At 53.0% G+C, this 17,113-nt stretch carries 11 protein-coding genes; 8 read left to right on the top strand and 3 right to left on the bottom strand.

Annotated elements, in window-relative coordinates; all coding sequences use genetic code 11:
* The first annotated feature begins 78 nt into the window (after window positions 1–78).
* Window positions 79–732 (top strand): GntR family transcriptional regulator, encoded by a 654-nt coding sequence (locus NST69_RS20825; protein WP_036731680.1) that lies wholly within the window; start codon window positions 79–81, stop codon window positions 730–732.
* 207 nt (window positions 733–939) lie between these two features.
* On the opposite strand, the gene NST69_RS20820 is transcribed toward NST69_RS20825, so the two are convergent.
* Window positions 940–1,845, bottom strand: a complete 906-nt coding sequence (locus NST69_RS20820; RefSeq protein ID WP_340951308.1) for an AraC family transcriptional regulator — start codon at window positions 1,843–1,845, stop codon at window positions 940–942.
* Between the two features lie 185 nt (window positions 1,846–2,030).
* On the opposite strand from NST69_RS20820, the gene NST69_RS20815 reads away from it, so the two are divergent.
* The 7 genes from NST69_RS20815 to NST69_RS20785 all read left to right on the top strand — a co-directional run bounded on the left by NST69_RS20815 (window position 2,031) and on the right by NST69_RS20785 (window position 14,713).
* Entirely contained in the window at window positions 2,031–4,115 is a 2,085-nt protein-coding gene (locus tag NST69_RS20815; RefSeq protein WP_340951311.1) for an alpha-glucuronidase family glycosyl hydrolase, read from the top strand.
* Window positions 4,116–4,147: 32 nt separating this feature from the next.
* Complete coding sequence (locus tag NST69_RS20810; protein WP_036731687.1) at window positions 4,148–4,942, top strand: Nif3-like dinuclear metal center hexameric protein; 795 nt, start codon at window positions 4,148–4,150, stop codon at window positions 4,940–4,942.
* A 298-nt stretch (window positions 4,943–5,240) separates the two neighbouring features.
* Window positions 5,241–7,529, top strand: coding sequence for an AraC family transcriptional regulator (locus tag NST69_RS20805; RefSeq protein WP_340951315.1), 2,289 nt, complete (start codon window positions 5,241–5,243; stop codon window positions 7,527–7,529).
* A 173-nt stretch (window positions 7,530–7,702) separates the two neighbouring features.
* The gene (locus NST69_RS20800) at window positions 7,703–9,313 is read left to right on the top strand and encodes an extracellular solute-binding protein (protein ID WP_340951317.1); all 1,611 of its coding nucleotides are present in this window, start codon (window positions 7,703–7,705) and stop codon (window positions 9,311–9,313) included.
* 84 nt (window positions 9,314–9,397) lie between these two features.
* The gene (locus tag NST69_RS20795; protein WP_036731695.1) at window positions 9,398–10,306 is read left to right on the top strand and encodes an ABC transporter permease subunit; all 909 of its coding nucleotides are present in this window, start codon (window positions 9,398–9,400) and stop codon (window positions 10,304–10,306) included.
* A 12-nt stretch (window positions 10,307–10,318) separates the two neighbouring features.
* Window positions 10,319–11,197, top strand: a complete 879-nt coding sequence (locus NST69_RS20790) for a carbohydrate ABC transporter permease (protein ID WP_339249689.1) — start codon at window positions 10,319–10,321, stop codon at window positions 11,195–11,197.
* 24 nt (window positions 11,198–11,221) lie between these two features.
* A complete protein-coding gene (locus NST69_RS20785; protein WP_036731698.1) occupies window positions 11,222–14,713 on the top strand; it encodes a sugar-binding domain-containing protein in 3,492 nt (1,163 codons plus the stop codon).
* 167 nt (window positions 14,714–14,880) lie between these two features.
* On the opposite strand, the gene NST69_RS20780 is transcribed toward NST69_RS20785, so the two are convergent.
* Both NST69_RS20780 and NST69_RS20775 read right to left on the bottom strand, forming a co-directional pair.
* A complete protein-coding gene (locus NST69_RS20780; RefSeq protein ID WP_342550201.1) occupies window positions 14,881–16,206 on the bottom strand; it encodes a sugar phosphate nucleotidyltransferase in 1,326 nt (441 codons plus the stop codon).
* A gap of 16 nt (window positions 16,207–16,222) precedes the next feature.
* A complete protein-coding gene (locus tag NST69_RS20775) occupies window positions 16,223–17,038 on the bottom strand; it encodes a DUF6492 family protein (protein WP_036731702.1) in 816 nt (271 codons plus the stop codon).
* Window positions 17,039–17,113 lie beyond the last annotated feature (75 nt).

Raw genomic sequence — 17,113 nt, 5'->3', positions numbered from 1 at the left:
TCTTTGTCAATGAAATTCATATCCCTTTTCTATATAATGGGGGGAAGAACAATCCCGAACAGAAAGTTGGTCTATTCCATGACTTCCAAAAAAGAAATAATGGCCTACCTCAAGCAGGAGATTCTCTCCCTTGAGCTGAAGCCGGGGGCGATGATCAGTGAGACGGCTCTGTCCGAGCGCTTCCAGCTGTCGCGGACGCCGATCCGTGATGTGCTGAAGCAGCTGTCCCTGGAGCAATACGTCGATATTTATCCCAAAAAAGGCAATCTCGTATCCTTCATAGACCTGGAGTCCGTGGAACAGATTATCTACCTGCGCAATGTGCTGGAGAAGGAGATTATGAAATCGCTGGCCGGGAATATCCCGCTAAAAGGGCTGCATGAGCTGAGGGACAACCTTGCGCAGCAGCAGAAGTGTATTGAGCAGGCGGAGGGAGCAGAGGTGTTCCTGCAGCTTGATGACCAGTTCCACCGCACCATGTTCGGCCTGGCCGGGCGCGAATTCCTGTGGGGTGTGCTCCAGCAGTTCAATGTGCACTATATCCGCTACCGGAAGCTGCACATGCTGAAGGATGAGAAGCTGGCCGCCATCCGGCAGGAGCACCAGCAGCTGCTGGATTATATCGTGCAGGGGGACACCGCCGGGATCGACGAGCTGCTGCACCACCATCTGCGGGCGGATATCGACTCCAAGAACCTCCAGGAGCATTTCGCCACATATATCAAAAAATAGGGCTGGCCTTCATCAAGCACCGCCCGCAATAGCGCAAAAAGCCCGCCCTCATCAACGATGAAGGCAGGCTTTTACTAAAAATATAAGAACTTATAGGTTGCACACGATAACTTATCCTTCTATTTCTCGCTGAAACGGTACCGTCCTTTAAAAGGACGGCGAAGCCGCTTCTACTTGATATACAGCTGTACAGGCTCCGCGCTCTGCCTAGCTCCTGCTCTCGCGGTATTCCCGCGGCGACTGGCCGCTCCAGCGCTTGAACTGTCTGCTGAAATGGGCGATATCGCGGTAGCCGAGCAAGCCGGAGATCTGGCTGACGCTCAGGCTGTGGTCATCCAGCAGTACCTTGGCTTCATGCAGCATCTGCTCAGACAGGTAGACTCGGGGGGAGAGGCCGAATACCTGGCGGAAGACCCGGTAGCAGTGCGAGGGGCTGATCCCCAGCTCAGCGGCGATGTCGTCAACGCCATAATGGCTGTCATAGGGCACCTCCTGCTTGAACTGCTGATAGACCAGACCCTGGAGACGGCTGCGGATCTGGTGGGCCAGCTCGATCCGCTCATAAGTGCCCGGGGAGGAATTGTCAGCCTCCAGGGAGAAGACCTCCCAGAGCTGGGCGAACAGCTCGAAGACGGCAGACTGCAGCCTCATGCGCTGGGAGATCGTGATGCTGCCGGAGCCGGAGGTGGAAATCTCCACCAGCCTGCTGAGGAGCGGTCCTAATCTGTGGGCAACATTGCTCTCTGAGGTGAATAATACATGATTCAACCGGCTGAGAAGTGAAATGAACAGCTTGTCATCAATATCGAAATGGATGCAGAAATAGGTGAAGGCCCCGCCGTTTCCGCTGCGGCTGGAGTGGATGTCGCCCGGCCTCAAGAGGACCAGATCCCCGGCGCGCTGAAGGTAGCTGTGGTTGTTGACGGTGAGCAACTGCTCTCCTTCAAGCACATAATTGAATTCATATTGGGGATGGGCGTGCTGCGGATAATCCCATTCCCCGCTCACCTTGCGCAGATGCATGCCGAACAGGTTGAGCGTGGTTTTCACATCCGGGATGATAGTTTCACTAAGGCTTTGCCCCGGGACCGGCGGTTCAAAAGCTGCAACCAATAGGATCGCCCCCTGATACTTTGCGTTCTCTTGATAGGGATGTACACTTGTTATTAGTATACAGGATTCTGCTTGATTTGGGTAAATATTAGCGTGATTTGACAATGTTCCGGGGCTGCGGCTGCGTGGTAGGATGAACCTGAATGAAATCTAGTATACAAGATGTATGCAGAGGAGATATGGACATGAGACAACAATCCGGGAATGAGTATGCTGCACAATATGACAGCGGATACAATGCGTGGTTAAGCTATCCTAAGCTTCAACAAGGCCCCCTATATAAGCAATATGCGAAATGGTGCGGAGCAGTATCCGTTACAGAAGGCGGGGAGACCATCCAGGCTGCACTTCAGGAATGGACAAGAGGCATTGCCTCGCTATTGGACCTTGAGGCTGTCTCCAAGCCGCAGCCGGAAGATTTCGGTGTGGCCTTCGGCACCTTCACGGGTGATCATCCGCTGATCCAGGGCTTGTTCGAGGACAAGACCGTCCAAGCTGTAGGAGCAGAAGGGTTCGCCATCCGAACCAGCCAGTCCCTTAAATGCATCGCTGTAGGGGCTTCCTCCCAGGCAGGTGTGTTATACGGCGTCTTCCATCTCTTGCGCCTGATTGCCAGCGGCAAGGACATTGAGAATCTGGATGAAATAGTGAATCCTGTGAATTCGCTGCGGATGATCAATCACTGGGATAATTTCGACGGCAGTGTGGAGCGCGGCTATTCCGGCAGATCCTTCCTGTATGAGAATAACCAGTTCACGAAGGATATGGACAGAATTACAGACTATGCGCGGCTGATGTCTACCGCCGGCATTAACGCTATAGCGATCAACAACGTGAACGTTCATGCGCTGGAGACGCTGTTTATCTCTACTTATCTGCCGGAGGTGGCGCGAATCGCGGATATCTTCCGCATCTATGGCATCCGGCTGTTCCTGTGCGTGAACTTTGCCGGACCTATGCATGAAGGGGAAGTGGGTACGGCAGATCCGCTGGATGCAGGGGTGCGGGAATGGTGGAAGTCGAGAGCAGCCGACATCTATGCTGCTATTCCCGATTTCGGCGGCTTCGTGGTCAAGGCCGATTCGGAGAACCGTCCCGGCCCGTTCACTTACGGACGGAACCATGCAGACGGGGCCAACATGCTGGCGGAAGCCCTGGAGCCTTACGGCGGTATTGTTATTTGGCGCTGCTTTGTATACAACTGCAAGCAGGACTGGCGTGACCGCAAGACGGACCGGGCCAGAGCGGCTTATGATCATTTCAAGCCGCTGGACGGCCAGTTCCATGATAACGTCATTCTGCAGATCAAGAACGGCCCGATGGATTTCCAGGTCAGAGAGCCGGTATCTCCGCTCTTCGGTGCCCTGGAACGGACGAACCATGTGATTGAATTCCAGATTGCCCAGGAATATACCGGACAGCAGCGCCATGTCTGCTATCTCGTTCCGCAGTGGAAGGAGATTATGGAATTCGATACGCAGGCCAAGGGCGGTCCGGCCCCTGTTAAGCGGATCGTTGACGGATCGCTGTGGGGCAACCGCCTGAGCGGGATTGCGGCGGTATCCAATGTGGGCAATGACAAGAACTGGACCGGCCATCTGCTGGCTCAGGCGAATCTCTACGGCTTCGGCCGGCTGGCCTGGAATCCTGAGCTGAGTGCGGTGGAGATTGCGGCCGAATGGATCGCCTTGACATTCGGCACGGACACAGCGGTTGCCGGAGTGATCAGCCGGATTTTGCTGGACTCCTGGGAGATCTATGAGTCTTATACATCGCCGCTTGGCGTAGGCTGGATGATCAATCCCGAGCATCACTACGGCCCGAATGTGGACGGCTATGAATATTCAATGTGGGGCACCTACCACTATGCCGATCATCAGGGCATCGGGGTAGACCGGACCGTGGCGACAGGCACAGGGTACAGCGCCCAGTATATGGGCAGCAACGCCGTACGTTATGATTCCCTGGAGGAATGCCCGGATGAGCTGCTGCTGTTCTTCCATCATGTGCCGTACACTCATGTGCTGCATTCCGGCAAAACCGTGATCCAGCATATTTACGATACGCATTTCGAAGGTGCAGAGCGTGCCGAGGGGCTGCTGGACGCATGGGGCGGACTGAAGGGCAGCATCGCAGAAGGCCTGTACACTCAGGTGGAGGAACGCCTTAAGGGGCAGGCGGCTCATGCCAAGGAATGGCGCGACCAGATTAATACGTATTTCTTCCGCAAGAGCGGGATTGCAGATGCATTGGGACGGACTATCTATTAAGTTATAGGTAACAACAAGGAGGAGAAGATCTCATGGCACTGACGTTCAGTGATGTGATGGAGCATTTAGCCGCAGGGATACAGCTGCCCGTGAATACGGTGGATAAGCTTGAGCCGGACGCTGCGGGAACAGAAGTGCAGGGAATCGTGACTGCCTTCGCCGCTTCACAATATGTAGTGGAGCAGGCGGCCCGGCTTGGCGCCAACCTGGTGATCACGCATGAAGGTGTATTTTATAGCCACCAAGGTCACGGTAGCGCGCTGGAGCAGGATTCCGTCTACCAGGAGAAGTCTGCACTGATTTCAAGCAGCGGGGTAGGCATCTACCGCTTCCATGACACGATACACCGCTATGCGCTGGACGGGATCGTGGAAGGACTGCTGCAGGAGCTGGAATGGGAAGCCTATGTGGAGCGGCATCTGCCCGAGGTGTCGATCCTCTCCATTCCTGAGATGACCGTTTCCGGGGTTGCAGAGTATCTGAAGCAGAAGTTGAATATCCCTTATGTCCGCGTTGCCGGGAACCTCTCCGCCACCTGCTCCAGAGTGGGGGTACTGGTCGGTTACCGGGGGAATGGCCATTCGGTCATCCCGATGTATGAGCAGGAGTCGCTTGATCTGGTCATCGCCGGTGAAGGGCCCGAATGGGAGGTGCCTGAGTATATCCGCGATGCGGTCCGGCAGGGCAAGGACAGGGCACTCATCATGCTCGGCCATGCCGAGAGCGAAGCGCCGGGAATGAAGCTGCTGGCGGCGCGGCTGGCCCGGCAGTTCCCGGATGTGCCGGTGCATTACATTCAGGAGCAGCCCGTATTTCAGATTGTATAACTGGAGAAACCTCTTTGAAGGTGTAAGACCAAGGGACAATGGCTGTCCCTTCAGGTCTTCTGCCGGCAAAGGGGTTTTTAGTGTTCAACTGGATTGTTCGGCCGGATTGCGCACTACAGCGGTCTTGTTTACAAATTGTCGATGTGTTTCATATTGCGGATTGCCCGCCGGGCTCAACTATCATATAGTGGAATTCTATATGAGGTGAACTTGAAAACTTCACAAAAAAGGCAAAGTAACGAAGGTGAAGTCCGATCCATCCAGAATCCAGATAAGCAACAGTAAGGGAGCACAGCAGATGAATTACAAGCGCTTTAGGTTCAGTAAGAGTATAGCCTTTAAATGGATCGTCTCCTATTCTGTGATCATGCTTATCCCGCTTATTGTTAGCGCTATCATCTATCTGCAGACAAAACAGATTGTTGAGTATGAGATTGAACGTGCAGGCAGCGCCATGCTTAAGCAGATGCAGAATACAGTAGACAGCGAGATTAATCAGGCTGAGAAGCTGGCCATGCAATTATCCATTCATAGCAGTGTGAATAAATACTTAACACTTACACCTGAGACTGAGGGAGCAGGGGCCTTTCAGATCTATCAAACCCGGCAGGAACTGAGCAAGTACAAATCCGCCAATGATTTCATTGATGGAATCTATCTGTATTCTAGCAGTCTGGACAGGGTGCTGACGGATGAGACGTATACAGACAGTGAAGACTTTTATGCGATGAACAGCACGATGATCGGCTTGACCTATGAAGAATGGCTGGCGCAGCTGAACGGTGAGAGTGACATTAGCGAGGCCCCCATGCCGTTTATCAAATTTAGGCGCTGGGAGAATAAGGTTGTAATGATGAAGCCGTTCACCAGCAGCGTTGCTGACAATGGACTAAAGGGGATGCTGGTTCTGCCGCTGAACGGCAGCAAGATTCAGAGCATGCTGCAGAATGTGGACTGGGTGAATAACGGCGAGGTCTACATTGCCGATGATCATAATCAGATTTTATTTCAGAATAACGAAGCTGCTCCGCAGCTAGCTGTGCCGGACGCCCGGGCTGGGGATGAGACAGCAGGCACTTCGTTCCAGGATATCGCCGGTACGGAGAATATGGTATCCTTCATCGATTCCGATAACACCAAGTGGAAATATATCAGTGTGTTTCCTTCAAGCGTATTTTGGGAAAAAGCGCGGCATATCCGCAATTTGAACCTGCTGGGACTATTTATCAGCTTTTTGATCGGGACGGTGGTCATCTCCTACTTTGCCCGCAAGAATTATAATCCTGTCCGCGAGCTGGTTAATATGTTCTCTCCCTCCACAGATGAGCAGACACAGCGGGTGCTGGATGAATTCTCATTCATCCGGGAGAGCGCCTTGGCTACTATTCGGGAGAGGGATGACATTAACAGCCAGCAATTCAGGCAGCTGCGTGTGTTGCAGACCTACTACTTATCAAGGCTGCTCAAAGGGCAGGTGGAAGATGGATTATCACTGGAGGAAGCGGCGAGAGTCCATCACTTCCAGTGGGATTCGGAGGATTTTGCGGTACTTCTATTCTACATTCAGGCCAACGGAGAAGGCAGTCCGTCGACAAGCCTTTCCAATTTCATCGTGTCCAATATCATTATGGATTTCACAGGTCCGAATCACGGCCTGAGCTTCACCGAAATGGACGGTATGCTGGCGGCGGTGATGAATATTAACACCGGCCGCTCCGGCAACTGGAAGGAGGATATTGAAGAGGCGCTGGGCCAAACCCTGGATTTCATTCAGCAGAAATACGGTCTGCAGATTGCGATGGCTGGCAGCGGGCTGCTTCATGGGATGGGCAGGTTGCATCAGGGATATCTGCAGGCGTTGGAGGCTCAGGAATACCGGCTGGTGCTGGAAGAGAATATATCAATCTGGTATGGGGATATTGAACCACAGGAGACGGATTATTATCTGACAATCAATGATGAAGTTGTATTTATTAATCTGGTCAAAAGCGGTGAATTTGAGAAGGCTGCGGTGATGGCAGATGAGATTCTGGCCCGCTTCTTCGGTTCCCAGGCGTCCATAGAGCTTGTGAGATATGCCATGATTGATTTAACCAGCTCCATTATGAAGGCTGTCCCGCATGAAACGAAGCGCTCGAAGCTATGGGAGGAATGGCGTCCGATGAAAAGGCTCTTGGCCTGCTCCACCCGCGCAGATTTTCGTCATGAGCTGACAGAGCTGATCCAAATGGCTTGCAGCAAAGCCACGGAGAAGCTTGCACTGGTCTCAAATTCGGGAATCGGAGACGAGGTATCTGCCTATGTGCAGAATCATTATGCGGATATCAATCTTAGTGTGTCCATGATTGGTGCCAACTTCGGCATCACTCCGCAATATGTGTCCCGGTTGTTCAAGGAACAGACGGGTCAGGGGCTGCATGATTACATCAGTCAGGTTCGTACTGCCGAGGCCAAAAAATTGCTTCAGGAAGGAGTCACCATTGAGGAGGTTTCTTCCCGTGTGGGCTTCTCCAGCAGCAGTGCGTTCATCCGGGTATTCAAAAAATATGAAGGCATCACACCTGGGAGGTTCAAAACTCTGCAATAAACAAACCGGATACCCAATTTCTCTACAGGAGGATAGAAGCAGGCTGATTCTATCCTCTTTTGCGTTTTTAACAATGGATTCCGCATTTTGAATATTGTTTGTATACAAGATTCAGCTTACATTGTAGAGGCATCAAGTCGTTAACTAAACATATAACGGAGGTCGAATTAGCGATGAAATTATTTGGAACGAACAAGCTTCACAAACCGGTTGTCGTTTTGTTAGGTCTCACATTGCTGGCTTCAGGCTGCAGCAGTTCCAGGAATGTGAACAATGAGAGCGCTCCAAACACATCTGCAGGGAACGCCCCTGCTTCAAATGAAGCCGCTGCAGATTTCACTTATCCGATGACGGGCGGAATAGAGCTGACTTATATGAACGAACAGCTGGGAGGCACGCCGGAACGTCTGCCGGTCGATGACGAATACGAGAAACGCACAGGAATCATCATCAAACAGCTGGGCGGAACACCCATGACTGATCAGAAGTTCAGTCTGCTGCTGGCATCAGGTGAACTGCCGGATATCTTCCTGAATACATGGCTGCAATATCCGGGCGGTCCTGACAAGGCTGTAGAGCAGGGATATATTCTGAAGCTTAATGATCTGATTGAGCAATACGCGCCTAACCTGAAAAAGACCCTCCAGGAGCACCCGGAAATTGACAAAATGATCAAAACGGATGACGGCACCTACTATGCCTTCCCGTTCATCCGCTCGGAAGCCGGACGTGTCTATGGCGGGCCGATTATCCGTCAGGATTGGCTGAAAGAGCTGAATCTCAGCATCCCGGAAACGATTGAAGAGTGGCACACCGTATTGACTGCTTTTAAAGAGAAAAAGAATGCTGCCTCCCCTGTAACCTTTCGCACGATGTTTTTGGGTGAACGAACAGGCGGATTCGCCGGAGCCTTCGGCGTGATGGGGAACTTCTATGTCAATGATGGAAAAGTAGTGTACGGCTATCTGGAGCCGGGCTACAAGGATTACCTGACTACGATGAGCCAGTGGTACAAAGAAGGGCTGATCGACAAGGATTTCGCCTCTATTGATGCAGCTACAGTCGATAAAAAAATGACTTCAAATGTAAGCGGTGCAACGATTGGCTGGCAGTACTATATTGAGAAATATAATTCAGCCGTACAGCAAACTGATCCGAAGGCTGACTTCGTAGCCGCTCCATACCCGTCTGCTGTCAAAGGTGGACTTCCGGAGTTCGGACAGCTGGATAATGCCTATGCGGGGACAAGCTCGGCGGCCATCTCTGCCACCACCAAGAATGTCGAAGCTGCCATGCGCTGGCTGGATTATGCTTTTACCGAAGAAGGCAGAATGCTGAATACCTATGGGGTTGAAGGCACTACTTACACGCTCAAAGACGGAAAGCCCGTATATACCGATCTTGTAGTTAAGAATCCGGAGGGCCTCGGCAGTGATCAGGTCATGTCCAAATATTCTCACGGTACCAACTTCCCGATGATTCAGCAGGACAACAACCTGCCGGCAAAATATCCGGCAACTACTGAATCCATCGGCATTTGGAAACAGACCAATCATGAGAGCCACCTGCTTCCTCCGGTAACACCAACTGCCGAAGAAGCGGATGAAATGAGCAGTATTATGAACGATATCAACGCCTTTGTGAAAGAAACGGAGATTAAGATCATCCTGGGTACCGAATCTGTTGATAAATACGATCAAGCTGTTCAGCAAATGAAGGATCTGGGCATCGAGCGCGCACTGGAAATTCAACAAGCGGCCTACGAACGTTATTTGAACCGCTAACTAAACTTATAACGGCAGGGGCTGCTACAGAGAACAGATACGGGCAGTCCCTGCGTTAAACATTGCAGCAAAGGAGAGGGAAATATGCTGAAAACCAGACTGGGAAAAGACTTACTGCGCAATAAATGGCTGTATCTGATGATGCTGCCTGTCATCCTGTATTATGTTTTGTTCCACTATGTTCCGCTTTACGGAACGATTATTGCCTTCAAGCAATTTGTGCCTTCCCAAGGAATATGGGGCAGTGAATGGGTGGGGTTCAAGCACTTTGAAGCTTTTTTTTCGAGTATTTACTTTTTCCGCGTAATTAAGAACACCGTTCTGTTAAGCTTCTTCAATCTGCTCATCGGATTTCCGGCACCGATCATTCTGGCCTTGCTGCTAAATGAATTGAAAAGCCCGCTTTTCCGCCGGATCACTCAGACTATTACCTACATGCCGCATTTTATTACACTAGTAGTTGTGGCGGGAATTGTGCGCTACTTCACCTTATCGGATGGTTTGATTAACGATGTCATTGCCTATTTTGGCGGCACCCGGATCTCATTTCTGCAACAGCCCGAGTCCTTCCGCCCCATCTACATAATCAGTGAGATCTGGCAGCAAATCGGCTGGGGAACAATCATCTATCTGGCAGCCATCACCGGCATTGACCAGCAGCAGTATGAGGCTGCCAAAATCGACGGAGCGACCAAGGTTCAACAGATCCGCCACGTTACCCTGCCCGGCATTCTGCCTACGATTATGATTATGCTGATCCTGGCACTCGGAAATATTATGAATGTCGGATTTGAGAAAATCATTCTGTTATACAGCGCCAGTATTTACGAGACGGCTGATGTCATATCCACTTTTGTTTACCGTAAAGGGATTCTGGAATTCAGCTACAGCTACAGTGCGGCGGTAGGTCTGTTCAACTCCGTCATCAATTTCACCATTCTGCTGCTCGCTAACTCTTTCAGTAAACGTGCAAGTAAAAACAGTCTTTGGTAAGGGGGGACAACTATGATTAAAGCATCGCTCGGTGAACGAATCTTTGATATTTGCAATTCGATTATTATGGTGCTTATGATTATTCTGACACTTTATCCTATGCTGTATATTTTGTTCTCCTCGTTAAGTGACGGGAACCGCCTGATCTCCTTCGATGGCATTCTGCTCTGGCCGCAAGGCTTCTCGCTGGCAGCTTACAAGGCGGTGCTTAACAACCCAGTCATTCTGACCGGCTTCAAAAATACACTGTTCATCCTGGTGGTGGGACTTGGCATTAACATGACGCTTACCTCCCTGGGCGCTTATTTCCTGTCACGGGAAGGGGTCATGCTGCAAAAGCCGATCATGTTTTTCATTGTATTCACCATGTTTTTCCAAGGGGGACTGGTGCCTTTCTATCTGATCGTGAAATCCTATGGCCTGCTCGACAGCCTCTGGGCGCTGATTCTGCCTACGGCAGTTAGTACGTTTAACCTAATCATCATGCGCACTTATTTCATGGCGATTCCGAGGGAGCTGGAGGAGTCCGCTTTCCTGGACGGTGCAGGTCACTTCACGATCCTGTTCCGCATCTTCATTCCGCTGTCTATGCCAGTTGTCGCTGTGCTGATCCTGTATTATGGCGTAGGCCACTGGAACAGTTGGTTTAACGCGATGATCTTCCTGCGGGACCAGAGCCTGTTCCCGATCCAGCTTGTGGTCAGAAATATCATTCTTGAGAACGATAATGCCAGCATGCTGGGCACCACAACACTGCTCCATAGCCGGGATGTGACCGAGACGCTGAAGTATGCAGCAATTATCGTGAGTACAGCCCCAATCCTGGTGCTGTATCCGTTCCTGCAGAAGTATTTTGTTAAAGGCGTGATGGTAGGGGCATTAAAGGGGTAGGACTATTAAGGGGGAAGTGCAGCAATGAGTCTAAAAAGGAAACTCAGCAAGGGGTGGCAATTCAGCAAGCAACCGCTTTATTCGGAGCTCGCCAAGGTAGCCGCAGATAAGGAATGGATGCCGGTTACGCTGCCGCATGACTGGCTGATCTATGATACTCATAATCTCTATGAGAACGGAGAGGGCTGGTACCGCACCAGCCTTAAGTTCGATAAAGTGCCTGCCCATGAGCTCGTTTCCCTGCGTTTTGAAGGAGTGTATATGAACTCCACATTATACGTGAACGGGCAGGAGGCGGGGGAGTGGAAATACGGATATTCTACCTTTGAATTCGATATTACCCCGTACCTGATAGAGGGAGAGAATGAAATATATATGCGTGTGATCCACGAATCTCCCAATTCCCGCTGGTACTCCGGGGCTGGAATCTACCGTCCGGTCTGGCTGAAGACGACACCGAAGACGCATATTGCCGCTGACGGGATCTATATTGCAGCCAGAGCAGCGGAAGGTGATACCTGGACGGTGGATGTCGATGTGGAGCTGCGTATCGCAGACGAAGCTGCGGCACAGGGAACGAAGCTGAAGCTGCGGCACAGCATTCTGGATGCGCAAGGAGCGGTAATTACCGGGCACATCACGGAGGTGCCTATGCAGGCCGGGAGGACCGTACACTGCCTGAGCCGCCTGACTGTTGACCAGCCCTTGCTATGGGATATTTCCAGTCCCCATCTCTACACTCTGCAAACCGAACTGCTGGCTGAGGATGAAGTGATTGAAGTGGAGAAGGAGAGGTTCGGCTTCCGGACCCTGGAGCTGGACAGTGACAAGGGCCTCTTCCTCAACGGCCGTCATGTCAAAATAAACGGAGTCTGCCAGCATCACGACCTGGGCGCTCTGGGGGCTGCTGTGAACAAGGCGGCGCTGCGCCGCCAGCTCGTCCTGCTGCAGGAAATGGGGGTTAACGCCATCCGTACCGCGCATAATATGCCGGCGACAGAGCTCATGGAGATGGCCGATGAAATGGGGCTGCTGATCGTATCAGAAGCCTTCGACATGTGGGAGCGCAGCAAAACGCCTTATGATTACGCACGCTTCTACCCGCAGTGGTGGAAGCGCGATGTGGCCAGCTGGGTGCGGCGTGACCGGAACCGTCCAAGCCTGCTGATGTGGAGCATCGGCAACGAGATTTATGATACCCATGCGGACAGCCGGGGCCAGGAGCTTACCCGCGAGCTGCAGGCTGAGGTGCTGATCCATGATCCGCGGCGCAATGCGTTCGTCACCATCGGCTCGAACTATATGCCCTGGGAGAATGCGCAGAAATGCGCCGATATCGTTAAGGTGGCGGGCTACAATTATGCGGAGAAATATTATGAGCAGCATCACCGTGAGCATCCGGACTGGATCATCTACGGCAGCGAGACCTGCTCGACCGTACAGAGCCGGGGAGTCTACCATTTCCCGCTGGCCCAGTCCGTGCTGGCCGATGATGACCAGCAGTGCTCCTCCCTCGGGAACAGCTCTACCAGCTGGGGAGCCAAGAGCACGGAGGCCTGCATCACCGCAGACCGGGATGCCGCCTTCTCGCTGGGGCAGTTTCTCTGGACCGGCTTTGACTATATCGGGGAGCCTACCCCGTATCACACCAAGAATTCGTATTTCGGGCAGCTGGATACCGCAGGCTTCCCTAAAGACTCCTATTATATTTATCAGGCGGAATGGACGGATTACCGTACACATCCGATGGTTCATATCTTCCCGTACTGGGACTTCTCTCAGGGTCAGCTGATTGATGTGCGTGTCTGCTCCAATGCTCCGCGCATCGAGCTGTTCGTGAATGAAATCCCGCAGGGCATTGTGGAGATTGATCATGTTCACGGGCATAAGCTGCTTGGAGAATGGCAGCTGCCTTATGCGGAAGGTGTTCTGCGGGCTGTAGCTTATGATGAGCAGGGGGAGGTTATTGCCACAGATCAGATTTCCTCTTTCGGAGATGCAGCGTCGATTGTCCTTACTCCCGACAAACAGATAATTACGGCAGACGGTACGGATCTTATCTTTGTAACGATCAGCACCCTGGATCAGGAGGGGCGTCCGGTAGCGAATGCCAATAACCGGGTCCGTCTCCGTATTGAAGGCCCCGGACGGCTGATCGGTCTGGATAACGGGGACAGCACGGACTATGATTCCTACAAAGGCGTCAGCCGCCGGTTGTTCAGCGGTAAGCTGCTGGCAGTGATTGCCGGTACACTGGAGGCTGGAACAATTACGCTGCGGGCAGCTTCGGAGGGACTAGCTTCCGCCGAGCTTACGCTGCAATCGGTGCTGCCGGCACCGGGAACGGCTGCCGGGGATGAGCTGTATCTCTATGCGCACAATCCGCTGGAGGCAGATGCGGCATCCGGATATCCGGAGAGTGGACGGGATGGAGAGATCCCGGTCCGCAAGCTGGAGATTATCTGTCCCGAAGGCAATGTTCTGACACCGGAGCAGCCGTCGCTTCCCGTCCGCGTCAAGCTTCATCCACAGGGTGCCTCCTGGCAGGATGTCGAGTGGCGGCTTACGAACGCTGCCGGGATTGATGCCAATATTGCTGCCATGGAGACGGATGGGCATGAGGCGGTCATTACGGCTCTCGGTGACGGAGATGTATATATCCGCTGCGGAACAGCCAATGGCGCTGACGGAATACGGCTCTATTCACAAATGGAATTCAGGCTGACAGGCTTTGGTCAAGCTTATCTGAATCCGTATGAATTTGTCTCCTCCGGGTTCAGCAGCAGCCACAGCCGGAATCTGACCAATGGCAATGAACGGGGTGTTGCCACTGCCCGCGAAGGGGAGAGCCGGATCTGCTTCGAACGGATTGACTTCGGGGAGTATGGGGCTGATGAGATTATTCTGCCAATCTTCTCGCTTGATGATCAGGAATTCCCGATTGAGATATGGGAAGGCGTGCCCGGGCAGCCTGGTGCCGAGCGGCTCACCACCATGACTTACCAGAAGCCATCCCGCTGGAATGTATATCAGGAAGAACGTTATACGCTTCCCAGACGGCTGACGGGTATCACCTCTCTGTCCTTCGTGCTGCGCAAGAAGATTCATCTGAAGGGCTTCTACTTTGTCCGTAAGCCTAAGGCGTTCGAGCGTCTGAATGCCCTGGCCAACACTGCGGTCTACGGGGATACCTTCACCCTAACTGAAGATGCCGTCGAGGGAATCGGCAACAATGTGTCGCTTATATTTGCCGGAATGGACTTCGGCGGAGCGGAAGGCTCACGGGTGGTAATCTGCGGACGCTCAGCGCTTGCGAACAATACACTGCAGATCCTGTTCAGCGGTTCCGGCGGCGAAACGAAGCAACTGATAGAATTCGCCGGAAGCGGCAGCTACATTGAGCGTGAATTCACCCTGGAGCCGCCGGTCAGCGGCAGCGGGACGGTTACCTTCCTGTTCCTGCCGGGCAGCCGGTTTGACTTCAAATGGTTCCAGTTCCTGCCGCCGTCCGTCTAGAATCTGCGCAATACAGTGATCCGTCCGCAGAACTCCTGCTCCTAACATAGTGGGCAACAGCCTTCACCACTAATAAGGGATATCGTAAACGGCCAGCTATTCTGGCGTTTGCGATATTCCTTTTGCCTGTGGCGGCGGGATCTGCGAAGAAGCCCTGGGGCTTCATATCAGCAGCCGTACACCCGCCCGTCGTCTCCTCCTTCGACAGTCCGTACCTCGATCAGCTTCATTGCACTGAAAGCTCTGACCGCATGTCGTTGCCCCCGGGCTATTGTATAACTTCCGCCTGCCGCTGCTTCAGCTGCGCACCTATCCAACCATACCTCTCCGTGGCCGGACACAATCATCCAGGACTTGGCACAATGATCACAGGTCATCTCAGGTATGCTATGGCCCGGCAACAGGGTAAGCATTGCCGTAAGGACAATCCGGGAGCCGTCTGATTCCCGGTCCAGCACGGTATAGCTGCCCCAGCCTGTTTCACCATACCTCGGCTCCGTTACTGAATTCTCCGCCAGAATATCCTTGATGGTGTTAGCGTCCTTCTTATCTGCGATCAGGATGCCTTCGGGACCGGCTATGGCGACTATACCGGAGACCCCAATGACATGCAGCGGCACCTCCAGCTCGTTAATAAGGTGACTGTCTCCGCATTCTCCCCATAGCCCGCCTACTCCAATAACCTGCGATGGCAGCCGGGCTGTCAGCGTATCCCAGCTTCCCAGGTCGGACCATTCCCCCTCATGCCTTACGACAACAGCCTTGGTGTTGCGTTCTGCCACTTCCTTGTCGAAGCTGCGCACCGGGAGCTCTGGATATAGTGCGGTCAATGCTGCAAATTCCACCGGCAGCCCCAGCCTCTCCAGATGCTCAAGCAGGAAGCTCAGCCGCGAAGTGAATACCCCGCAATTCCATAAAGCCTTCTCCTGCATCAACTCCAGGGCTTTAACTTTATCCGGCTTCTCTGCAAAAGATAATACCGGAGCATACCCGCCATCGTCCTCCTGTGCCGGGACGATATAGCCGTATTGCTCTGAGGGATAGGAAGGCCTCGTTCCAAGCAGGAGGAGTTCGGCCCCAGAATCGGGCAGAAGTGCCTCGAATCGATGGAACTGGCGGAAGAAATCATCATCCGCATACATGTCTGCCGGAGCGATACAGATGATGTCCTCCGGCTGTGCCTTTCCGGTGGCAAGCAAGTGCAGCGCGCCGAACGCGGCAGCAGTAAAGGTACCGCGCTTGCACGGCTCTCCGATTACCGGATAATTGCTTCCGGTATACCGCTGCGTGAGGGCTACCTGCTCCTGATGGGCCACGAGCAACAGGGATTTATCCAGTCCGGCCTGACTGAGCTGACGGCATACCCGCCCGATCATGGATTCTGTGCCCCCGCCCGGTGCAGGCAGCAGCTGCAGGAACATCTTGGAGCGGATGCTGCCGGACAGAGGCCACAGCCGCTGGCCGGAGCCGCCGCACAGAAGAATAGTATGCATCACGTTTCTTGCCTCCTTAAGGCTTGCCCGGAGTGGAGTATCCCTTGCGCTGGTGGAAGGAGAGCGAACGGTAAGTCCCGGCGTACTTCCGGATTTGCGCCTCAGTCAGCGAGCCCGCCGGGGTCTTCAGCGCTTTATTATTGGCATTCTTGAGCAGCACAGAGGTGCGGTTTGCGCTGTATACGTAGTTGGCATAAGTCTCGAATTCGGAGAAGCCGAACTGCCGCTTCTTGTTGATCGAGTGCAGAATAGCCGCGTGCCAGGACATGCCGTGGCGGGCTGCAATTTTTCGTTTGAGACTGGCCAGCTTTGCGGACTCAAACAGCATGTAGTGGGTCACGAACGACTTGGGTGAAGGCGCAGGGGCACCGAGCAGCTTACGGTAGGTGCGGAAATACTCCGGCTGGCTCCAGTTGCGGCAATAGAAGATGCTTTTCCCGCCGGTACGGAAGCGATGGGGACGGATGAGCACCGTATCTGCATCAATGACCAGGAAATACTTCTCACGGCACACCTGATCCCCGTTCATCTTTAGCAGCTGCTGATACAGCCAGCCTGACCGGTTCCAGCGGGAAGAGGAATAGCGGATCGCTTTTTTGGTGAATGGGAGGACGGTGGTTTCATTGACAAAGACGCAAGCTTTCCGGGAGCACAGCTGTCTGATTCTACTATTCTCCGGCGAGACAATGTAGATATTGCTGATAGAGTGCTGGACATAACGGCGAAGACTATCAATCACATAAGGGAGGGTGGCGAGATCCTTTTCGATAGCAGGAATCAGGACGTCGATCGGTGGAGCGCTTGAGGTTACACTTACAGCAGCAAGGGACATAGATTCATCTCCATACATATATTGACATTTGATCGTCTTCACTAGCGTATGCCTGCTGAGCTGCTATGGAGAGGG

The organism is Paenibacillus sp. FSL P2-0089, assembly GCF_038595095.1.
GTDB lineage: Bacteria > Bacillota > Bacilli > Paenibacillales > Paenibacillaceae > Paenibacillus_AQ > Paenibacillus_AQ silagei.
This window is presented reverse-complemented; position numbering and strand designations above follow the sequence as displayed.

Coding starts and splice junctions, on each gene's coding strand:
- NST69_RS20825 (WP_036731680.1), top strand. CDS start 79: ATGACTTCCAAAAAAGAAATAATGGCCTACCTCAAGCAGGAGATTCTC.
- NST69_RS20815 (WP_340951311.1), top strand. CDS start 2,031: ATGAGACAACAATCCGGGAATGAGTATGCTGCACAATATGACAGCGGA.
- NST69_RS20810 (WP_036731687.1), top strand. CDS start 4,148: ATGGCACTGACGTTCAGTGATGTGATGGAGCATTTAGCCGCAGGGATA.
- NST69_RS20805 (WP_340951315.1), top strand. CDS start 5,241: ATGAATTACAAGCGCTTTAGGTTCAGTAAGAGTATAGCCTTTAAATGG.
- NST69_RS20800 (WP_340951317.1), top strand. CDS start 7,703: ATGAAATTATTTGGAACGAACAAGCTTCACAAACCGGTTGTCGTTTTG.
- NST69_RS20795 (WP_036731695.1), top strand. CDS start 9,398: ATGCTGAAAACCAGACTGGGAAAAGACTTACTGCGCAATAAATGGCTG.
- NST69_RS20790 (WP_339249689.1), top strand. CDS start 10,319: ATGATTAAAGCATCGCTCGGTGAACGAATCTTTGATATTTGCAATTCG.
- NST69_RS20785 (WP_036731698.1), top strand. CDS start 11,222: ATGAGTCTAAAAAGGAAACTCAGCAAGGGGTGGCAATTCAGCAAGCAA.
- NST69_RS20780 (WP_342550201.1), bottom strand. CDS start 16,206: ATGCATACTATTCTTCTGTGCGGCGGCTCCGGCCAGCGGCTGTGGCCT.
- NST69_RS20775 (WP_036731702.1), bottom strand. CDS start 17,038: ATGTCCCTTGCTGCTGTAAGTGTAACCTCAAGCGCTCCACCGATCGAC.